Below are 15,779 nucleotides of genomic sequence, written 5' to 3' on the forward strand. Positions count from 1 at the left end.
CGGGAGCCCGACCCTCAGGCGACGGTGGCGCCGGACGGTCTCAGGCGCCAGACCTGATACAGGATGACGGCCGTCGAGACGGCATGTCCCAGGATGGTGGCCCAGGCCGCGCCCTCGACGCCGTAGGTCCGGATCAGCGGATAGATCGCCGCGACGGTGACGAGGGCGCTCGCCGAGAAGGCCAGGAAGATGCCGTGGGTGTTCCGGGTGGTCCGCAGGTAGATCACGCCGAACTCGCGGGCCAGGGTGATCGGCGGCCCGATCACGATGATGGCCGAGACCGTGGCGAAGCTCGCGAAACCCGGCCCCATCAGCAGCCGCAGGATGTCGGCGCTGTAGACGCCGATCACCGCGCAGACCACGACGACCGGCACCTCGATCATCAGCAGCACGCGGGTGAGATAGGCGGCGAGGGCCTCGCGTCCGCCTTCGCGGAAGCGGCGCGCCGCCTGCCGGGGGACGATGTTCTCCAGGCTCGTCATCAGCACCAGCAGGGGTCCGAGGAGGACCTGCGCGGCGCGCAGACCCGCCGAGGCCTCCGCGTTGATCCAGGAGCCGGCGAGGATCGTCACGACCTGTTCGTGGGCGGCCGAAACGAACACGACCAGGGCGAGCCAGCGTCCGAGCAGCCAATGATGGCGGCCGACGACGCGGCGGAGTCCGCCGCGCGACCGCGCCCCGAGGATCGGCAGGTAGATCGGCAGGGCGGCGACCATCGCCGAGACGCCGCCGCAGGCGAGGAGGATGGCCGTATCGATGCGTCCGAGCCACCAGATCGCCGCGACCGCGACGACGAAGAGCACGTGCCGAAGCGCCTCGTAGGCGAAGGCCGAGCGCGGGCGTCCCATGGCGAAGGCGAGCCGCTTGGCGTTGTCCTGCGACACGAAGCCGAGAGCGAAGACGAAGGCGGCGGCCGGCAGGCCGAAGCCGCCCGTCCCCGGTCGTTCGATGAGCGCGGCGCAGTAGATCGCGATCACGACGCCGATCGCGAGCGAGACGAGGAGCGCGGCGCGCGCGACCGTGCCGAAATAGCTCGGCGAGCGCGTCCGGTGCCCGGAGACGATCATCATCGGCCCGGCGACGATCTGGTATTGCAGCACCGCCAGGATCACGACGCCGGCATGGATCAGGACGTAGGCGCCGAAATCCGCGACGCCGAGCAGGCGCGCGGCGATCACCGAGACGATCAGGCTCATGCCGCTGGACAGGGCCTGCGAGCCGGCCGACCAGAGCCAGGGCTCCGACCAGAGCCGATGCAGCACCGATCGCATCACGGCGGGGTTCGTCGCGCGCTGCGAGGACAGCCCCATGGCGGGCGGATTCATGCGGTCGGCCCTGCGCTGAAGCGACCGGGGCTACGATGGTCGGACCCCGAGGTGACCTGCTCGAAGGCCGCGAGGTATCCGTTCACCATGGCATCGAGGGAAAAGGCCCGGATCGCACGGGCGGCCCCCGCATGGGCGGCGTCCCAGGCGGCGCGGTCGTCCAGGAACCGCTCGGTGGCATCCGCCCAGCCCTCGACGTCGAGGGGCTGCACCACGCCGGCGCCGCTCGGTCCGATCAGCTCCAGGGCCGCCTGCGCGTGCGGGGATGCGACGACCGGCGTCCCGCACTGGATGGCTTCGTTGGCGACCAGCCCCCAGGGATCGCCGCGCGACGGGAACAGGAAGACCTTCGCCGAGGTGTAGGCGTCGGCGAGCGCGGCCTGTCCGAGATAGCCGTCGAACCGCGCCGACACGCCGAGCGCGTCGAGGCGCTCGGCGACGACGGCGCGCAGCGGCCCGTCGCCGGTGATCCGGACCGTGGGCCTGCGGCCGCGCGCGATCAGGGCCGCGACGACGTCGACGAAGAAGAGCACGCCCTTGCGGTCGTCGTCGAGGTGCCCGCAGAAGAGCACGTCGAAGGGACGGGACGCGAAGTCCGGCGGCTCGCTCGTGTAGTCCCAGCCCGGCGCGATCGGCGAGACGAATCCGGCCTCGCGCGGCAGGCCGTAGGTTTCGAGGAGGGCGACGCTGCCCCGGCTCGCGCCGACGCCGGCGGCGCTCACCGGCACGATGAGGCGGCGCGCGAGCCGGTGTATCCGCGAGGTCCGCCCGGGATCGGTGTCGGGCTGCCCGTCGGTGGAGATCACCACCGGGATGCCCTGAAGCCGGGCGACCGCGCAGGCCATGATCATCGTGGGCGAGAAGTCGCTCAGCAGCACCACGTCGTAGCGCTTTCGGAAGAGCGCCGGCATGATCCCGGGATTGACGTAGATGTGGCTGACATAGGAGCGGTGCAGGCGCAGGCCGCCGAGCGCCCGAAGCGCGTAATGCGTCGGTCGGGCCACCGTCCATTGGCGGCCGGGCTCGGTCTCGCTGCAGGTGAAGACGTGGAGTTCCCCGCTCATCCGCTCGCCCATCCGCTCGAAGAGCCGATGGGTGTAGGGCGTGACGATGTTCGTCAGGAAGGCGACTTTCATGGAGATCCGTCGCGTGAAAGGAGGGTGCCGGCACGCCGCTTGAGAGCGGGGATGCGGGAGAGGACCGAGACGCGGTCCATCCGGTCGACCGGCAGGGGAACGAATCCGGCCCGGTCGGACCGGGCCGGCATGGTCTGGAGAATGGAGGCGGCGGACGCGCGCGCGGCCTCGGCATCCGCGACGCGGCGATTTCCCGTGACGGTCTGCCGGGCGGGATCGGCCCCCTCGGCGATGCGGGGCCCCTCGCTGTCGATCAGCAGGTTGTCGCGGAAGACGTTGCGCTTGGCGGCCAGCGGTTCGTCGCCGAGCAGCCCGGCGAGGCGCGGATAGCGCACCGACCAGGGCGGACGGGTGGCGGGAACCTGATCGAACGCCGCGCGCACGTTGTTCTCGGAGCTGGTGATGGGTGGGCCCGCCCAGACCTCCCCGCGCCCGTCCAGGAAGAAGGCCGGCGACGAGGCGACGAAGGCGTTGTCCGTCGCCTCGTTATCGCGGCCGCCGCCGACGAACAAAGGTTGTTGCACGCGCAGAAACAGGTTTCCGGTGATTTTGATCCCGCTCGCCATGTCGTCCAGGTAGATCCCCTTCACCTCGAAACCCATCCTGGGTTTGATATCGTGAAGAAAATTACCGGTCAGGCGCGTGCCCTGTGCAGCAATGTCCCGCCCCGTATAGATGGCTGATGCGTCGGATGTCTCGTTCACGACATCGAAGATCTCGTTGAACGCGATTTCGTGATCGTTGCCCTGGAATCGCATCGCGAGATGCGGGGCATGCGCGATGAGGTTTCCGATCACCCGCATGCCGACGCCGTCGATGTCCACGGCGCCCTTGTAGGTTCGGCCGAGCCGTCCGAAGCGGACGATCACGCTGTCTTCCACGAAATTGCCCGACGGGATCAGGCGCTGCCGATCGCCGCCGTCGAGGACGACGCCGTCCTCTCCGGTCTCGGCGACCACTGAGCGGCGCAGTCCCGACCGGCTGGCCCCCGTGATCACCAGACCGCGTGCGCCGGTCCAGCGGATCGTGCAATCCTCCAGCACCACGTCGTCGCCGCCCGTCACGATCACCGCGTCGCCGCGCGTGCGCTCGAAGGTCAGTCCCTCGAGCCGGACGTGGCGCGCGCCCTCGATCGCGATCAGGCTCGGCGCGACCGAGACCTCGAGCGCGTCGGCGCCCGTGCGGGGAATGACGAAGACGAGGCCGCGAGGCGCATCGCGCCACCATTCCCCCGGCGCGTCGAGTTCCGAGAGCGCGTTCTCGACGAAGAAGCGGTCACCGTCCCGGAGCGGATAATGCGGCTGGCCCACCAGCGCGAGACGCCCCGACCCGGGCAGCATCGCGAGCGCCGGAAGCGTCTCGTACGACCAGTCCTGACCGAGATAGCCCGCGACCCAGAGATCGGGCTCCGCGAGCCAGCTTTCGGCCCGCTCGCGGGGAACGAGGAGGATCGGATCCGAGCCCGCGTTCGACCCGCTCTTCGATCCCGCCCGCGCCGGCGGCATTTCCACCTTGGCCCAGCCCGCGTTCGGCCAGCGCGCGGGCGTCAGGGCGCCCTGCTCGTCGAAGAGTTCTAGCCCCAGGGGCGGCGACGGCACCGGATGGATGCGATGCACGCCGATGCTGGGCTGGTTCGCGGCGGCGGCGGGCAGGCGATAGCCCACGATCCGCTGCCGCTGGCCGGCCGCCGCTCCCGGTGGAGGAGGCGTGTCGACCCGCGTGAGCGGGACGCTCCCGACGAGGCGCGTGCTGCCATCCGGAGCACCGCGCAGGATCAGCGGTGCATCGGGGCGGCCTCCGAGGGCGGCGTCGATCCGCACGGGTTCCGCGAGGCGATGGATTCCGCCAGCCAAATCGATCACCGCCGGCTCATCGCCGACCCGGCTTCCATGCAGACGACGCAGCAGCGCGATCGCGGCGTCGAGGGTCGGCACCACCAGGCTCGCGCCCGATCTCGCGGGGACGTTCGGATCCACGCGGATGTGGACCGGGCTCCGTGACGTCGCCGCTCCGACCGTCGAAGGGCCCGCGCCGAGGAGCGGCATGGCGCCGACGAGGCCGAGGATCGCGAGACCGGGGATCGAACGACCGCGCGGGCGACGCGAGCCGTTGCCGTCGATCGACGTGGCTCCCGACGAGCCTGAACGCTGAGCGATGGGCGGCGGCATGACCTGCACTGTGATCCACTCTGAAGCGCCCGTGGGCCCGGGCCGGCTCGGTCGCAGGACAACGTGGCTGCGTCTTTAATCCACGCACATTCGTCAACGTCGCGCTTCCACACCGTGAAAGCGGCGAAATCCAGTGGAATGTCTGATGTCTTCCCCTACGATCTCTTACGAAAATTGGTCGGTAGCCGGGACTATGGGGCACAATGATCGGTAACCATACCGAATTTTTAGACTCTGCTTAAATGGTGTCTTTACTCTCCAAGCGTCTATATGCCGCCACATCTTCGGTGCCTTACTCCAAAGAAGCGACCGTACGGACAGGTGAGGACGAGATTCGAGCGCGGACGATGGTCTGCGCCGGAAACACCTCCCTCGACGCAGCTTCGGCGCAGCGGAAAGTAGCGAGCCTTGTTCTCGACCCAGAACTTCGATGCCCACGTCCCGCCGGTTACGGAAGCCCTCGCCGGGCAGCCGTCTTCCGGCATACGGAATGCCGCGCAATCCGGAGGGTTGAAGGTCGAGCACGTCGACACCACGCGGTTTCGCGCGCTGGACGCCGCGTTCCGCCGGCTCGCCGACGCGGCTCCGGAGGCGAACGCCTTTCTCGAACCCGCGATGCTGGAGGCGGCGCAGCAATCCGACCCGGCCACGCGGATCGTCGTCCTGCTCGCCTGGGACCTGACGGCCGGGGAACGGCTGATCGGCGCCTGGGCCTTCTCGCGGGAAGGCGGCCTGCTGCCGCGCCTGCGGGCTCCGGCGGTGCCCTTCGCCTCGCTCGGCAGTCCGGTCATCCTGCCGGAATGGACCGAGGACGTGCTCGAGGCGTGGTTCGCGCTCCTGCGCGCGGACCGGAGCCTGCCGAAACTCCTCGATCTCAACCCGTCTCGCGATTCGGGTCCGTTTCGAACCGCCCTCGACCGTCTCGTATCGCAGCAGCGCTGCGGCGTGCGGGTCACGGCGCGGCACCGGCGCGCGATGCTGGAATCCGACGGCGATGCGGAGACCTATCTGCGCGGAACCCTGTCGGGATCGCGCCGGGCCAAGCTGCGGCAACTGCGCGCGAAGCTCGGCCGACAGGGCACGGTCGCCTACGTGCTGCACGCGGGCGAGGCCGTCCCCGCCGCGGCCGAGCAATTCCTGGAACTGGAGGCGCTGGGGTGGAAGGGCCGGCGCGGCAGCGCGATGCAATCCGACGCGCGCCAGGCGGATTTCGTGCGCCGCGCCCTCGGCGCGCTCGGCGCCCAGGGCCTCGCCAGCATCAGCGCCCTGACGCTGGACGGCCGCACGATCAGCATGTGCGTGCTGCTGAAGTCGGGCGGGACCGCCTTCACCTGGAAGATCGCCTACGACGAGACCTGCGGCGCCTACTCGCCGGGCTACCAGCTCGCCCTCGAAGACACCGCGATGCTGCTGTCGGACCCGGCCACGCGCCGAACGGATTCCTGCGCCGCGGCCGAAATCGGGATGATGTCCGAAATCTGGGGCGAGCGGGCGGAGACCGCCGACCTCTATATCGGCGTCCGTCCCGGACGCTCCCTTCGCTTCGAGACGGAGATGGCGCTCCTGACGCTCATCCGGCTCGTTCCGGAACTCAGGCGCCGGCTTCAACTCCGCTCGCGGCTCAAACCGCTGTTGAAGCGGCTGCGTGCGATCCGGCGCGGGGCGTGAGGCCATCGTGATCCGCGAACACGCCCCCTCCTACGCGGCCTCGGCCGCCCAGATGACGCCGCCCGCCGACCTGAAGGCGTGCGCCAAGACCCTGGCCCTGCGTGGCGTGCTGGACCGTCTCCGCCCCCTCGCCTACCGGAAAGCCACGGACACGATTCGCTGCCTGACCTTCCACTACCTGTTCCCGCAGGAGCGGGAGCACGCGGCCCGGCTCTTCGCCGCCCTGAAGCGGGAAGGCGATTTCATCACGACGGACGAGCTTCTGGCCACCCTCGACGGGCCGGCGCGGCGCCGGGGCCGCCTGTTCCACCTCTCCATCGACGACGGGTTCGAGAACATCGCGAGCGAGGCCCATCCGATCCTGCGGGCCCAGAACATCCCCTACGCGCTGATGGTGTGCCCGACCTTCGTGGGCGAGGCGCCGAACGCGTTCGAGACCTTCCGGCGCAATGCCCGCTACGCGAAGTCGCTGCCGCTCGCCGATTGGACGGCGCTGGCGCGGCTCGCCCGCGAGGGCGTCGAGATCGGGGCGCACACCCTGACGCACCGCCAGGTCTCCAGCCTGCCGGCCGGAGAGATCGAGGCGGAGGTCGCGGGCTGCCGCGCCGCGATCGAACGGCGCCTGAAGGCGCCCTGCACGAGTTTCGCGTGGCCGTTCGGCCGGACCTCGTCGATGAGCGAGGAGGCGCTGAGGGTCGCGACGACGGCGGGCTATCGCGCCATCTTCTCCAGCGTGCGCGGATCGATGGCGCCGGGGGACGGTGTGCCGCGCTACCTGCCGCGCCACCACTTCGAGCCGGGCTGGCCGATCAGGACGGTGCTCTACTATGCGACGCGCGCGGAGCGGCCCTTCGTGCCGCCTCCGCTCGTGAACTGACCGAACGCCCGGGGAACGGAGGATCTCATGGACGCCGTACCGATGGTCCAGGCAGCAGGAAACCAGTGATGAGCGTCTCCATCGCCGTGCCGGGAACGGCATCGAACGCCCGGCCGGACGCGCGCCCGGAGCGGTCCGACGCCTCGGAGCGGCGCGCGCTCGGCTGCGCCGAGTACATCGCCGCCGACGGATCGCTGCGCATCCGGGCGGCGGACGTCGCGAGCTATGCCGATCCCGCGCCCGGCGGGCTCTACACCCATCCGGTCTGGCTCCGGACCTACGGCATCCGCGATCTCCTCGTCGTCGAGGGCCTGACATCCGAACCCGCCGTGCCGCGCCTGGTCTTCGCGCGCGACGGCGGCGGCCTGGTTCACCAGGGCCGGCTGTTCAGGCTCGATGCGGGGCTGATCGCCGCCCTCGGCGACCGCCTCCTGAAGCGGGACGGCGTCCACTTCGTGGTCTTCGAGGACGTGGACGTGCCCGGCCCGATCGCCTCCGGCTTCGGGCGCTTCGTCTTCCACTACCAGAACAACTGGCGGCTTCCCCTGCGGGAGGCGGCCGAGCGGATGTCCAAGCAACTGGTCACCAACACCAAGCGCAAGGCGCGCGGTCTCGCCCGCGAGAATCCGGGCCTCTCGGTCCGCTTCGAGGCGGCGCCGAGCCGGGCGGTGCTCGACACGATCGCGGCTTTCGGGCGCATCCGGATCGAGGGACAGGGGCGCCGTTACGGAATCGACGACCGGGAGGTCGAGCGGCTCGCCACGGTCTCGGCCGAGATCGGGCACGCGACGATCGTGCGGACGGACGACGCGATCCTCGCCGCCGACCTCATCTGCATCGCGGGCGATCAGGCCCATTTCCTCACGCACGGCTACGATCCCGGCTACCCGAAGAGCAGCCTCGGCATGATCAGCCTGATCAACTCCATCGAGACCTGCGCGGCACGCGGCGTGTCCGATTTCAACCTGATGTGGGGCGACCTGCCCTACAAGCAGCAGCTCGGCGCCGAGCGGGTGGCGCTGCGGACCATCGTGATCCGCCGTTCGCCGCTGACGCTCCTGCATCCCGGACACCTCGCGGCGCTGTCGCACTTCGCCTGGGCGGATCTCAAGCGGCGGCTGAAGCCGGCCGTGGCCGCTTTGCGCGGCTGGAAGGCGCGGATCCGGCCGGCGACCGGCTGATCCATTCGACCCATGACGGGCGAAGGCGTCCCGAAGCGAACGGCGCGGGATGGCCCGCCCGATGCAGATCAAGCGGTATCCAACGGACGCGGGCGGCAGACGTCTCGATTTGGGAAGCAAGATTGTTCCAAATTTGGACAAAGCTCTGGCGAATACGCCGGACCTCGTGGCGGATTGCCTAGGAGTGGCAGGTCGATGCAACTGATGAAGAGCGTTGATGTGGCCGACCTTTCCCGCGTCCTCCTGGCGCCGGCACGGTTCGAGCCGATGGCGAGCGCGGAGCCCGCGCCCGTCGCGGGCGTCGCCAGCACGATCTCCCTGAAGCATCTCGGTTCGATCCTGCGCCGGCGCATCGGCTGGCTCGTCCTGGCCATGCTGCTGGGGCTCGCCGCGAGCCTCGCCTTCGTCGCCACCAGCGCGCCGCGCTACATCTCGACGGCACAGATCATCATCGATCCGCGCGGCCTCAAGGTGCTCGACACCGAGGTGCAGCCCTCCGCCCAATCGGCCGATGCGGTCTCGAACCTCGTCGAGAGCGAGATGCGGGTCCTGAAGGCGACCGACCTGCTCGAGCGCGTGGTCGACAAGCTCAAGCTCGCCGACGACCCGGAATTCAACGGCACCCGGACTTCGCTGGTCGGTGACGTCGTCGGTGGGATCAAGGGCGTCTTCGCCCAGTTCACGACGCGGCGCTGGAAGGCGGCGCCGGACCTCCGGGCCCGCGCCGTCGCGAACCTGAGCGACCGCCTCGCGGTGCGCCGGATCGAGCGCAGCTTCGTCGTCGAGATCACGATGATGAGCGAGGACGCGGAGAAGAGCGCGCGGATCGCGAACACGCTCGTCGACACCTACATCGCCCGCAGCGCCGAGACCCAGGCCGATCTCGCCCGCAAATCCAGCGCCGCGATCAACGGCAACATCGACCAGATGCAGGCGCGCGTGCGCGACGCGGAGGATGCGGTCGAGCGGTTCAAGACCTCGAACAAGCTGGTGAACGCGGGGGGCCGGCTCCTCAGCGATCAGCAGCTCGGCGATCTGAGCGCGCAACTCGGTCGCGCCCGGACCCAGGTGGCCGAGGCGCAGGCCCGGGTCGACCAGCTCTCGAAGGTCAGTCGCGGGATGGGCGCGGGTCTCGAAAGCGTCGAATCCTCCACCATCGCGGCGCTGCGGGTTCAGCTCGCCGAGGTCAAGCGGCGCTATGCCAGCCTGGAGAACAAGCTCGGCCCCCGTCACCCGGAGCTGGTGGACCTGCGCCGGGAGGTGCAGGAAGCGCAGAACAACATCAACGCCGAGATCGGCCGCCTCGCCCAGGCCGCCCGGAACGACCTGGAGCGGGCGCGCGAGGCCGAGCGGCTCTTCAAGCGCGACATCGATGCCCAGAGCCGGACCGCGACGGTGGCCAGCAATGCCTTCGTGCAGCTGCGCGAGCTGGAGCGGAAGGCCGAGGCCAGCCGCTCCGTCTACAGCGCGGCCCTCGTGCGCAGCCGGCAATTGCAGGAACAGGCGCTGCTGAACTCCACCAACATCCGGAAGGTGGCGCCGGCCGCGGCACCCGATCGGCCCTCGAACCCCGCGCCCTCCCTGGTGCTCGCCCTCGGGCTGATCGGCGGCCTGGTCGTCGGCGCGGGCGGGCTGACGGTCCTCGACCTGACGGTGGGCAAGGTCCGGAACCGCGACGACCTCGAACAATCGTCGCACCTGCCGATTTTCGGCTCCGTTCCGGTGGCCGCCAAGGCCCTCCATCCGGGCGTGGCGAACCTGTACCGCACCGACGCGCGGCCCTGGCTCGAGATGATCGACCGCCTCGGCATCGGGCGGCAGGGTGGCCCACGCTCGGTCGCCGTCCTCTCGGCAGACGTGAACGACATGTCGGGTCTCGTCGCGCTCGATCTGGCCCGGGCGGCCGCCAGCATCGGCGCCAAGGTTCTGCTCATCGACGCGGCGGTCGGCATGCGCCACCTGACGGGCTTCCTCGGCCTCGACGACGCGGCCGGCCTCGGCGCCTGCGCGGCCGGTCAGATCACGCTCGAGGACGCGGTCTGGCCGATCCAGGAGGACGGGATCACCTTCCTGCCCGGCGACGCCCACGCGTCGAACGACCTTCGCCGGATCGGCGGGCTCGGCCTGTCGGGCATCGTGCGCCAGGCACTCGGCGAGTACGCGCTGGTGGTGCTCGATTTCGGCTCGGCACCGCGCGAATCCCTCGCCCTCGTGGCCGCGGGTGCCGATGCGGGCATCCTCGTCGTGGAGAAGGAACGCGGACGGAAATCGGCCGTGCAATCGGCGCTGTCCCTGTGTCAGGCCGCCCGGCTCTCCCTCGCGGGCCTCGTCCTGGCGACGCCGGTCGACCCGAAGGGACGCGGCGCGTGATCGCCGCGACCGCCTCGCCGCCAAGAGCCTCCGAGCCCGCCGCCGGAGCCGTGGCGGCGCCGGTGTCGATCGACCGCTGGCACACCGCGCGCCTCGCCTTCGCCGTGCTGGCGATGTTCCTGGCCACGAGCGCGTTCTACAACTTCTCGTTCCAGGTCCGTCCGCCGAAGGAGGCCGGCGTGCTGGGGAACGACGAGTCGCGCTCCGACGTCGTCAACATGCTCGGCTGGATCCTGCTCTACGGAATCTCGGGCGTGACCGTGCTCTGGAGCCTGTGGCGGCAGGGTCTCGAACTCCGTCTGGCGCTCCTGATCCCGTTCGCCCTCTACATCCTGGCCTCCGCGACCTGGAGCTACGAGCCGGCCCAGAGCCTGATCTTCTGCGTCATGCTGGTCGCGAACATCGTCGTCGCCGATGCCCTGGCGACGCAGGTCCCGCCGGCTTTGCTGCTCGGCGCGCTGACCCGCGTGGTCGTCCCCTGCGTCGCGTTCTCGCTCGTCCTGCTGGTGGTCCAGCCCGAACTGGTGACCACGGAACCCGATCGCCCCGGGCTCTTCACCTCGGGCGAGTTCAACGGTGTCTTCAGCCACAAGATCCACATGGGCATCAACGCCGCGTCGGCGATCCTCGTGCTCCTGTTCCAACCGGATTCCTTCTCCCGGTCGCGGCGGCTCCGCTGGATCAGCCTCCTGATCTGCACCGCCGGACTCGTCCTGGCCAATTCCGCGTCCGCGATCCTCGCCCTCGTGGTCTCCGTCGCGCTGATCGTCGCCGTGAAGGCCGCGCCGCGCCTACGCGGCACCCTGTTCCTCGCGATCGGCCTCATCACGCTTCTGTTCTCGGTGCTGCTGCCGCATATCGACCTCGGTTCGGTGACCGGTCTGGTCGGACGCTCCTCGACGCTGACGGGACGCGGCGACTTCTGGGCCCTGGCTCCGGGCTACATCGCCAAGCATCCCTGGATCGGCTTCGGTTACGGCGGCTTCTTCCAGCGCGACGCCTATTCGCAGGTCTGGGACCTGTGGTCGTACTTCGAATATTTCTTCACGCCGAACTTCCACAACAGCGCGCTCGATACGCTGATCCTGCTCGGCTACATCGGCCTCGCGGGCTACCTGATCGTCCTCGCGACCGGATTGTGGATCAGCGCCAATCGCTCGCTCGGGTCGTCGGCCGATATTCTCGCCTGTATCCTGATTTTGTTCACCGCATCCTCCGCAACGGACTTCCAGTTCATGCGGCACAATTGTCTGGCAACGATTCTTCTCTTCTATACCTTCCTCGTCGGCGGCCGGGTCTATGGGGCGCGTCGGGCGGATCGATCAGCACGCGCCGGAGCCTAGGATGCAAAGCCGATACAGGTTCTACGGTCTGCTCTACCTCGACGCCGCGACGAGCGGCGGTGTGAACCTCTCGCGCGGCGCGAACCCGGTCGACACCTACCTGCGCTGTGCCGCCACCTGCCACGCCTCCTTCGCCCGCCAGGGCGAGGCGTTCGCGCTCATCACCAACGACCCGAACCTGGTGCGCGGCCGGCTCGCCGAACTCGGCTGCGCGCCGATCGAGGTGGTCGAGATTCCCTTCCGGCCGGTGGTTCCGCGCAACACGCGCTTCTACGCGGCGCATTTCAAGCTCGACGTGCTCGACGCCTTCGCACGGGGCGACCTGGGCAGCCATGTGGGCCTCGTCGACATCGACTGCGTGCTGCAGCGTCCCCTGGTTCTGTCCGATGCGCTTTCGGTCTACGAGATCTCGGAACAGGTCTACCCGGCCCACGGCATGGACCGCGTCCGGCGCGACCTCGAAGAGGTCGCCGGCATCGCGATCGAGGTGCCCCGCTGGTTCGGCGGGGAGTTCATCGCCGGGCCGCGCGAGCAGTTCGGGTTGCTGAAGACCGGCATCGACGCGTGCCTGCCGCGCTACGTCGCCCGCCTCGACGCGCTGCATCACCTGGGCGACGAGATGGTGGTCTCCGCCGCGATCCATCGTGCCATGCGGGAGGGCCTGACCGTCGACGATCTCGGGGAGAGCGCGCAGATCGTGCGGTGGTGGTCGAGCAAGACCTATCACCGCCAGGTCTCCCTGACCGACGCGGCGGCCTGCGCGATCCTTCACCTTCCGTCCGACAAGAGCTTCCTCGCCGATCGCGTCGGCAAGGCGGCGGACATGACCCAGTTCCTGCGCGACTACGAGACCATGTTCCGGCGCAAGCGCAGGACGCTGCAGGCGAGCCGGGTGCTCGACCGGGTCTTACGCCGGCCGGACCGCCTCGTGGCCGAGATCTGAGACCGGTTCCGCTTGATCCCTTCGGGACGATCAGACGCGACGGGCTCCCTCTCCTGGAAGGAGAGGGTTGGGGGGAGGTGTGGTCCATCTCCGGAAAGGTCACGCACCTCACCCTGTCCCTCTCCGTCCAGGAGAGGGGACCCGCGAGTCACCCCGTCACCGAACGGATCAGGCGGAAACAGTATGAGACCGGCGCCGGTCGATCGAAGCGATGGCGGTCTCGCCCGGCCCGCGCGGCGCCTGAGCGAAGCCGAACTGCGCCATCCCGAAGGGATCGACCGGTATGGCTCAGGAGGACGGGCTGCGGTCCATGGCCTGACGACCGCTTTCGGAACCGGCGGATTCTCGTTCCGACGCTGGAATGGGCGAGAGGTGGTCGAGCGCCGCGATTCGAGCGAATATCCGGTCTCGTGGCCCTGCTGCCCCGGACCGAACAGGCAGACCCCCGCCCCTCACGGACGGTGAACGTCGGATGTCCCTCGCCCCGGCGGGCACCGGGTCGAAAACCGGCCCGGACGGAGGGCGTGGCTCCGTCCGGCGCGCGCGACCCTCGGCGTCAGCCCTTGTTCTCGCGGTCGAAGGGGTTCTTCGAGGTGCGCAGCGAGAGCCGGATCGGCGTGCCCGGCAGTTCGAACGATTCGCGCAGGCCGTTGACGAGGTAGCGGGTGTAGGATTTCGGCAGGCCGTCGAGCTGGTTGCCGAACAGGGCGAAGTGCGGCGGGCGGCTCTTCACCTGGGTGGCGTAGCGGATCTTGATGCGCCGGCCGGACACCGCCGGGGGCGGGTTGCGCTGGGTCGCGGCACTGAGCCAGTCGTTGATGCGCGAGGTCGAGACGCGGGTGCTCCAGATCCCTTCCGCGTTCGTGACCGCCTGCATCAGCTTGTCGATGCCTTCGCCGGCCAGCCCCGAGAGCGGCACCACGGCGACGCCGCGCACCTGCGGCAGCAGGCGGGTGCAATCCTCGCGCAGCTTCTTCAGGAGACCGTTCTGGTCGGCGACGAGGTCCCACTTGTTGAGGCCGATGACGAGGGCGCGGCCCTCGCTCTCGATCAGGTCGACGATGGTCAGGTCCTGCTTCTCGAACGGGATCGTGGCGTCGAGGAGCACCACCACCACCTCGGCGAAGCGCACGGCGCGCAGACCGTCCGAGACCGCGAGCTTCTCCAGCTTGTCGTCGATGCGAGCCTTGCGGCGCATGCCGGCGGTGTCGTGGAGCTTGATCCGGCGGCCGCGCCACTCCCAGTCGAGGGAGATCGAATCGCGGGTGATGCCCGCCTCGGGGCCGACGAGGAGGCGGTCCTCGCCGAGCATCCGGTTGATCAGGGTCGACTTGCCGGCGTTCGGACGACCGACGATGGCGACCTTGAGGGAGCGGTTCGACGGGTCGTCGTCGTAATCCTCGTCCTCGTCGTCGAGCTTGGGCAGGTTCTCGATCAGCGCGTCGTGCAACTCGCCGATGCCCTCGCCGTGCTCTGCCGAGAACGGGATCGGGTCGCCGAGGCCGAGCGAGAACGCCTCGTAGGCGCCAGACATGCCGGCTCCGCCCTCAGCCTTGTTGGCGATGAGGATGACGGGGCAGCCGGCGCGGCGCACCATGTCGGCGAAGGGCTGGTCGGCGGGCAGCACGCCCGCCCGCGCGTCGATGACGAACAGCACAACGTCCGCTTCGAGGATCGCCGCCTCGGTCTGGGCGCGCATGCGTCCGAGCAGCGAACCGGGATCGGCCTCCTCGAGGCCGGCGGTGTCGATGATGCGGAAGACGAGGCCACCGAAATTGACGTCGCCCTCGCGCCGGTCGCGGGTCACGCCCGGACGGTCGTCCACCAGGGCGAGCTTCTTGCCCACGAGGCGGTTGAACAGGGTCGACTTGCCGACGTTCGGCCGTCCGACGATCGCGACGGTCGGCATATCCATGGTGTGCTCGTTTCGGTCAGGCGTACGGAAGACGCTGGGTCTGCTCAACGCGTTACGGGTGGGGGAGCGGCCGGCGCGGCGGGCGCCGCCGCCGTCACCGTGACGGGGCCGCCGGCCACCAGGGCCGCGTAGACCTCGATGCGCTGGCGCAGGTTCTGCGGCGTCTGGGGGTCGGCGTTGATCTGGTCGAACCAGCGGCCCGCGCCCTCGTAGTCGCCGCGCTTGAGCGCCACGAGGCCCAGCATCTCGCGGGCGGTGTGGCGGAAGGGGCCGTTCGGCGCGGCCAGCCCCTGAAGGGTCGCGAGCGCCGGGTCCGGCTCGGGTCCGTCGACGCGCAGAAGCGCCGAGCGCAGGCGCGCGAGATCGCGCAGGCCGGTGCTGATCCGGGTGTCGTTGGCGAGCGCGTCGAACTCGGCCGCCCCGGCCTTGGCGTCGCGCTTGCCCGTCTCGGTGGCCGAGCGGAAGCGGGCGAGGAGCGCGTAGCCGGCCGGCGCGTCGGCCTCGATCGCCTCGAAGGCCTTGTCAGCCTCGGCGTTCTTGCCCTCGCGGGCGAGGCGGTTGGCGACCTCGAAGCGCTCGGAGGCCGCCTGGGCGCGCACGGCCTGGTCGTGCTGCCAGTAGCGCCAGCCGCCCACGCCCGCCACCACGAGGATCGCCACCGCGATGATCACGCCGCTGTAGCGGCGCCAGATCTCGGCGACCTGATCGCGGCGATAATCCTCGTTGACCTCGCGGATAAACTCGTTGTTCTCGGCCATGTCGTCTCACGCCGATCGGGAACCGACCGGCCGCTGCGTGTAGTGGGGCCTTGCGCCTATCACAGGCGCGGGCCGTTGGCGACCGGCTTCGACGG

11 protein-coding genes are annotated in these 15,779 nt (G+C 69.7%); 6 read left to right on the forward strand and 5 right to left on the reverse strand.

What is annotated here, in order from left to right:
* Window positions 1–14: 14 nt before the first annotated feature.
* The 3 genes from MKK54_RS04555 to MKK54_RS04565 are packed head-to-tail and all read right to left on the reverse strand — an operon-like array spanning window position 15 to window position 4,629.
* On the reverse strand, window positions 15–1,325 hold the full coding sequence (locus MKK54_RS04555; RefSeq protein WP_244009464.1) for a lipopolysaccharide biosynthesis protein: 1,311 nt from the start codon (window positions 1,323–1,325) through the stop codon (window positions 15–17).
* The gene (locus tag MKK54_RS04560) at window positions 1,322–2,461 is read right to left on the reverse strand and encodes a glycosyltransferase family 4 protein (RefSeq protein ID WP_244009466.1); all 1,140 of its coding nucleotides are present in this window, start codon (window positions 2,459–2,461) and stop codon (window positions 1,322–1,324) included. The genes MKK54_RS04555 and MKK54_RS04560 overlap by 4 nt, the downstream gene beginning before the upstream one ends.
* The gene (locus MKK54_RS04565) at window positions 2,458–4,629 is read right to left on the reverse strand and encodes a right-handed parallel beta-helix repeat-containing protein (RefSeq protein WP_244009467.1); all 2,172 of its coding nucleotides are present in this window, start codon (window positions 4,627–4,629) and stop codon (window positions 2,458–2,460) included. The genes MKK54_RS04560 and MKK54_RS04565 overlap by 4 nt, the downstream gene beginning before the upstream one ends.
* A gap of 408 nt (window positions 4,630–5,037) precedes the next feature.
* On the opposite strand from MKK54_RS04565, the gene MKK54_RS04570 reads away from it, so the two are divergent.
* The 6 genes from MKK54_RS04570 (at window position 5,038) to MKK54_RS04595 (ending at window position 13,011) form a co-directional block, all read left to right on the forward strand.
* The gene (locus tag MKK54_RS04570) at window positions 5,038–6,297 is read left to right on the forward strand and encodes a GNAT family N-acetyltransferase (protein WP_244009469.1); all 1,260 of its coding nucleotides are present in this window, start codon (window positions 5,038–5,040) and stop codon (window positions 6,295–6,297) included.
* Window positions 6,298–6,304: 7 nt separating this feature from the next.
* The gene (locus MKK54_RS04575) at window positions 6,305–7,174 is read left to right on the forward strand and encodes a polysaccharide deacetylase family protein (RefSeq protein WP_244009471.1); all 870 of its coding nucleotides are present in this window, start codon (window positions 6,305–6,307) and stop codon (window positions 7,172–7,174) included.
* A 68-nt stretch (window positions 7,175–7,242) separates the two neighbouring features.
* Window positions 7,243–8,355: a GNAT family N-acetyltransferase gene (locus MKK54_RS04580; protein ID WP_244009473.1), complete on the forward strand. Its 1,113-nt coding sequence runs from the start codon at window positions 7,243–7,245 to the stop codon at window positions 8,353–8,355.
* A gap of 204 nt (window positions 8,356–8,559) precedes the next feature.
* Window positions 8,560–10,725, forward strand: coding sequence for a GumC family protein (locus MKK54_RS04585; protein WP_244009475.1), 2,166 nt, complete (start codon window positions 8,560–8,562; stop codon window positions 10,723–10,725).
* Window positions 10,722–12,068, forward strand: coding sequence for an O-antigen ligase family protein (locus MKK54_RS24620; RefSeq protein WP_244009478.1), 1,347 nt, complete (start codon window positions 10,722–10,724; stop codon window positions 12,066–12,068). The genes MKK54_RS04585 and MKK54_RS24620 overlap by 4 nt, the downstream gene beginning before the upstream one ends.
* 1 nt (window position 12,069) lies before the next feature.
* A complete protein-coding gene (locus MKK54_RS04595; protein ID WP_244009480.1) occupies window positions 12,070–13,011 on the forward strand; it encodes a hypothetical protein in 942 nt (313 codons plus the stop codon).
* Window positions 13,012–13,567: 556 nt separating this feature from the next.
* Here the strand turns inward: MKK54_RS04595 and der are convergent.
* Entirely contained in the window at window positions 13,568–14,926 is a 1,359-nt protein-coding gene (gene der, locus MKK54_RS04600; RefSeq protein ID WP_244009482.1) for a ribosome biogenesis GTPase Der, read from the reverse strand.
* Window positions 14,927–14,970: 44 nt separating this feature from the next.
* Window positions 14,971–15,684 carry a tetratricopeptide repeat protein gene (locus tag MKK54_RS04605; RefSeq protein WP_244009484.1) on the reverse strand — a complete coding sequence of 238 codons (714 nt, stop codon included), beginning with the start codon at window positions 15,682–15,684 and terminating at the stop codon, window positions 14,971–14,973.
* Window positions 15,685–15,779: the final 95 nt, after the last annotated feature.

Origin of the sequence: Methylobacterium sp. J-068, from assembly GCF_022829445.1 — a bacterium.
Taxonomy (GTDB): domain Bacteria; phylum Pseudomonadota; class Alphaproteobacteria; order Rhizobiales; family Beijerinckiaceae; genus Methylobacterium.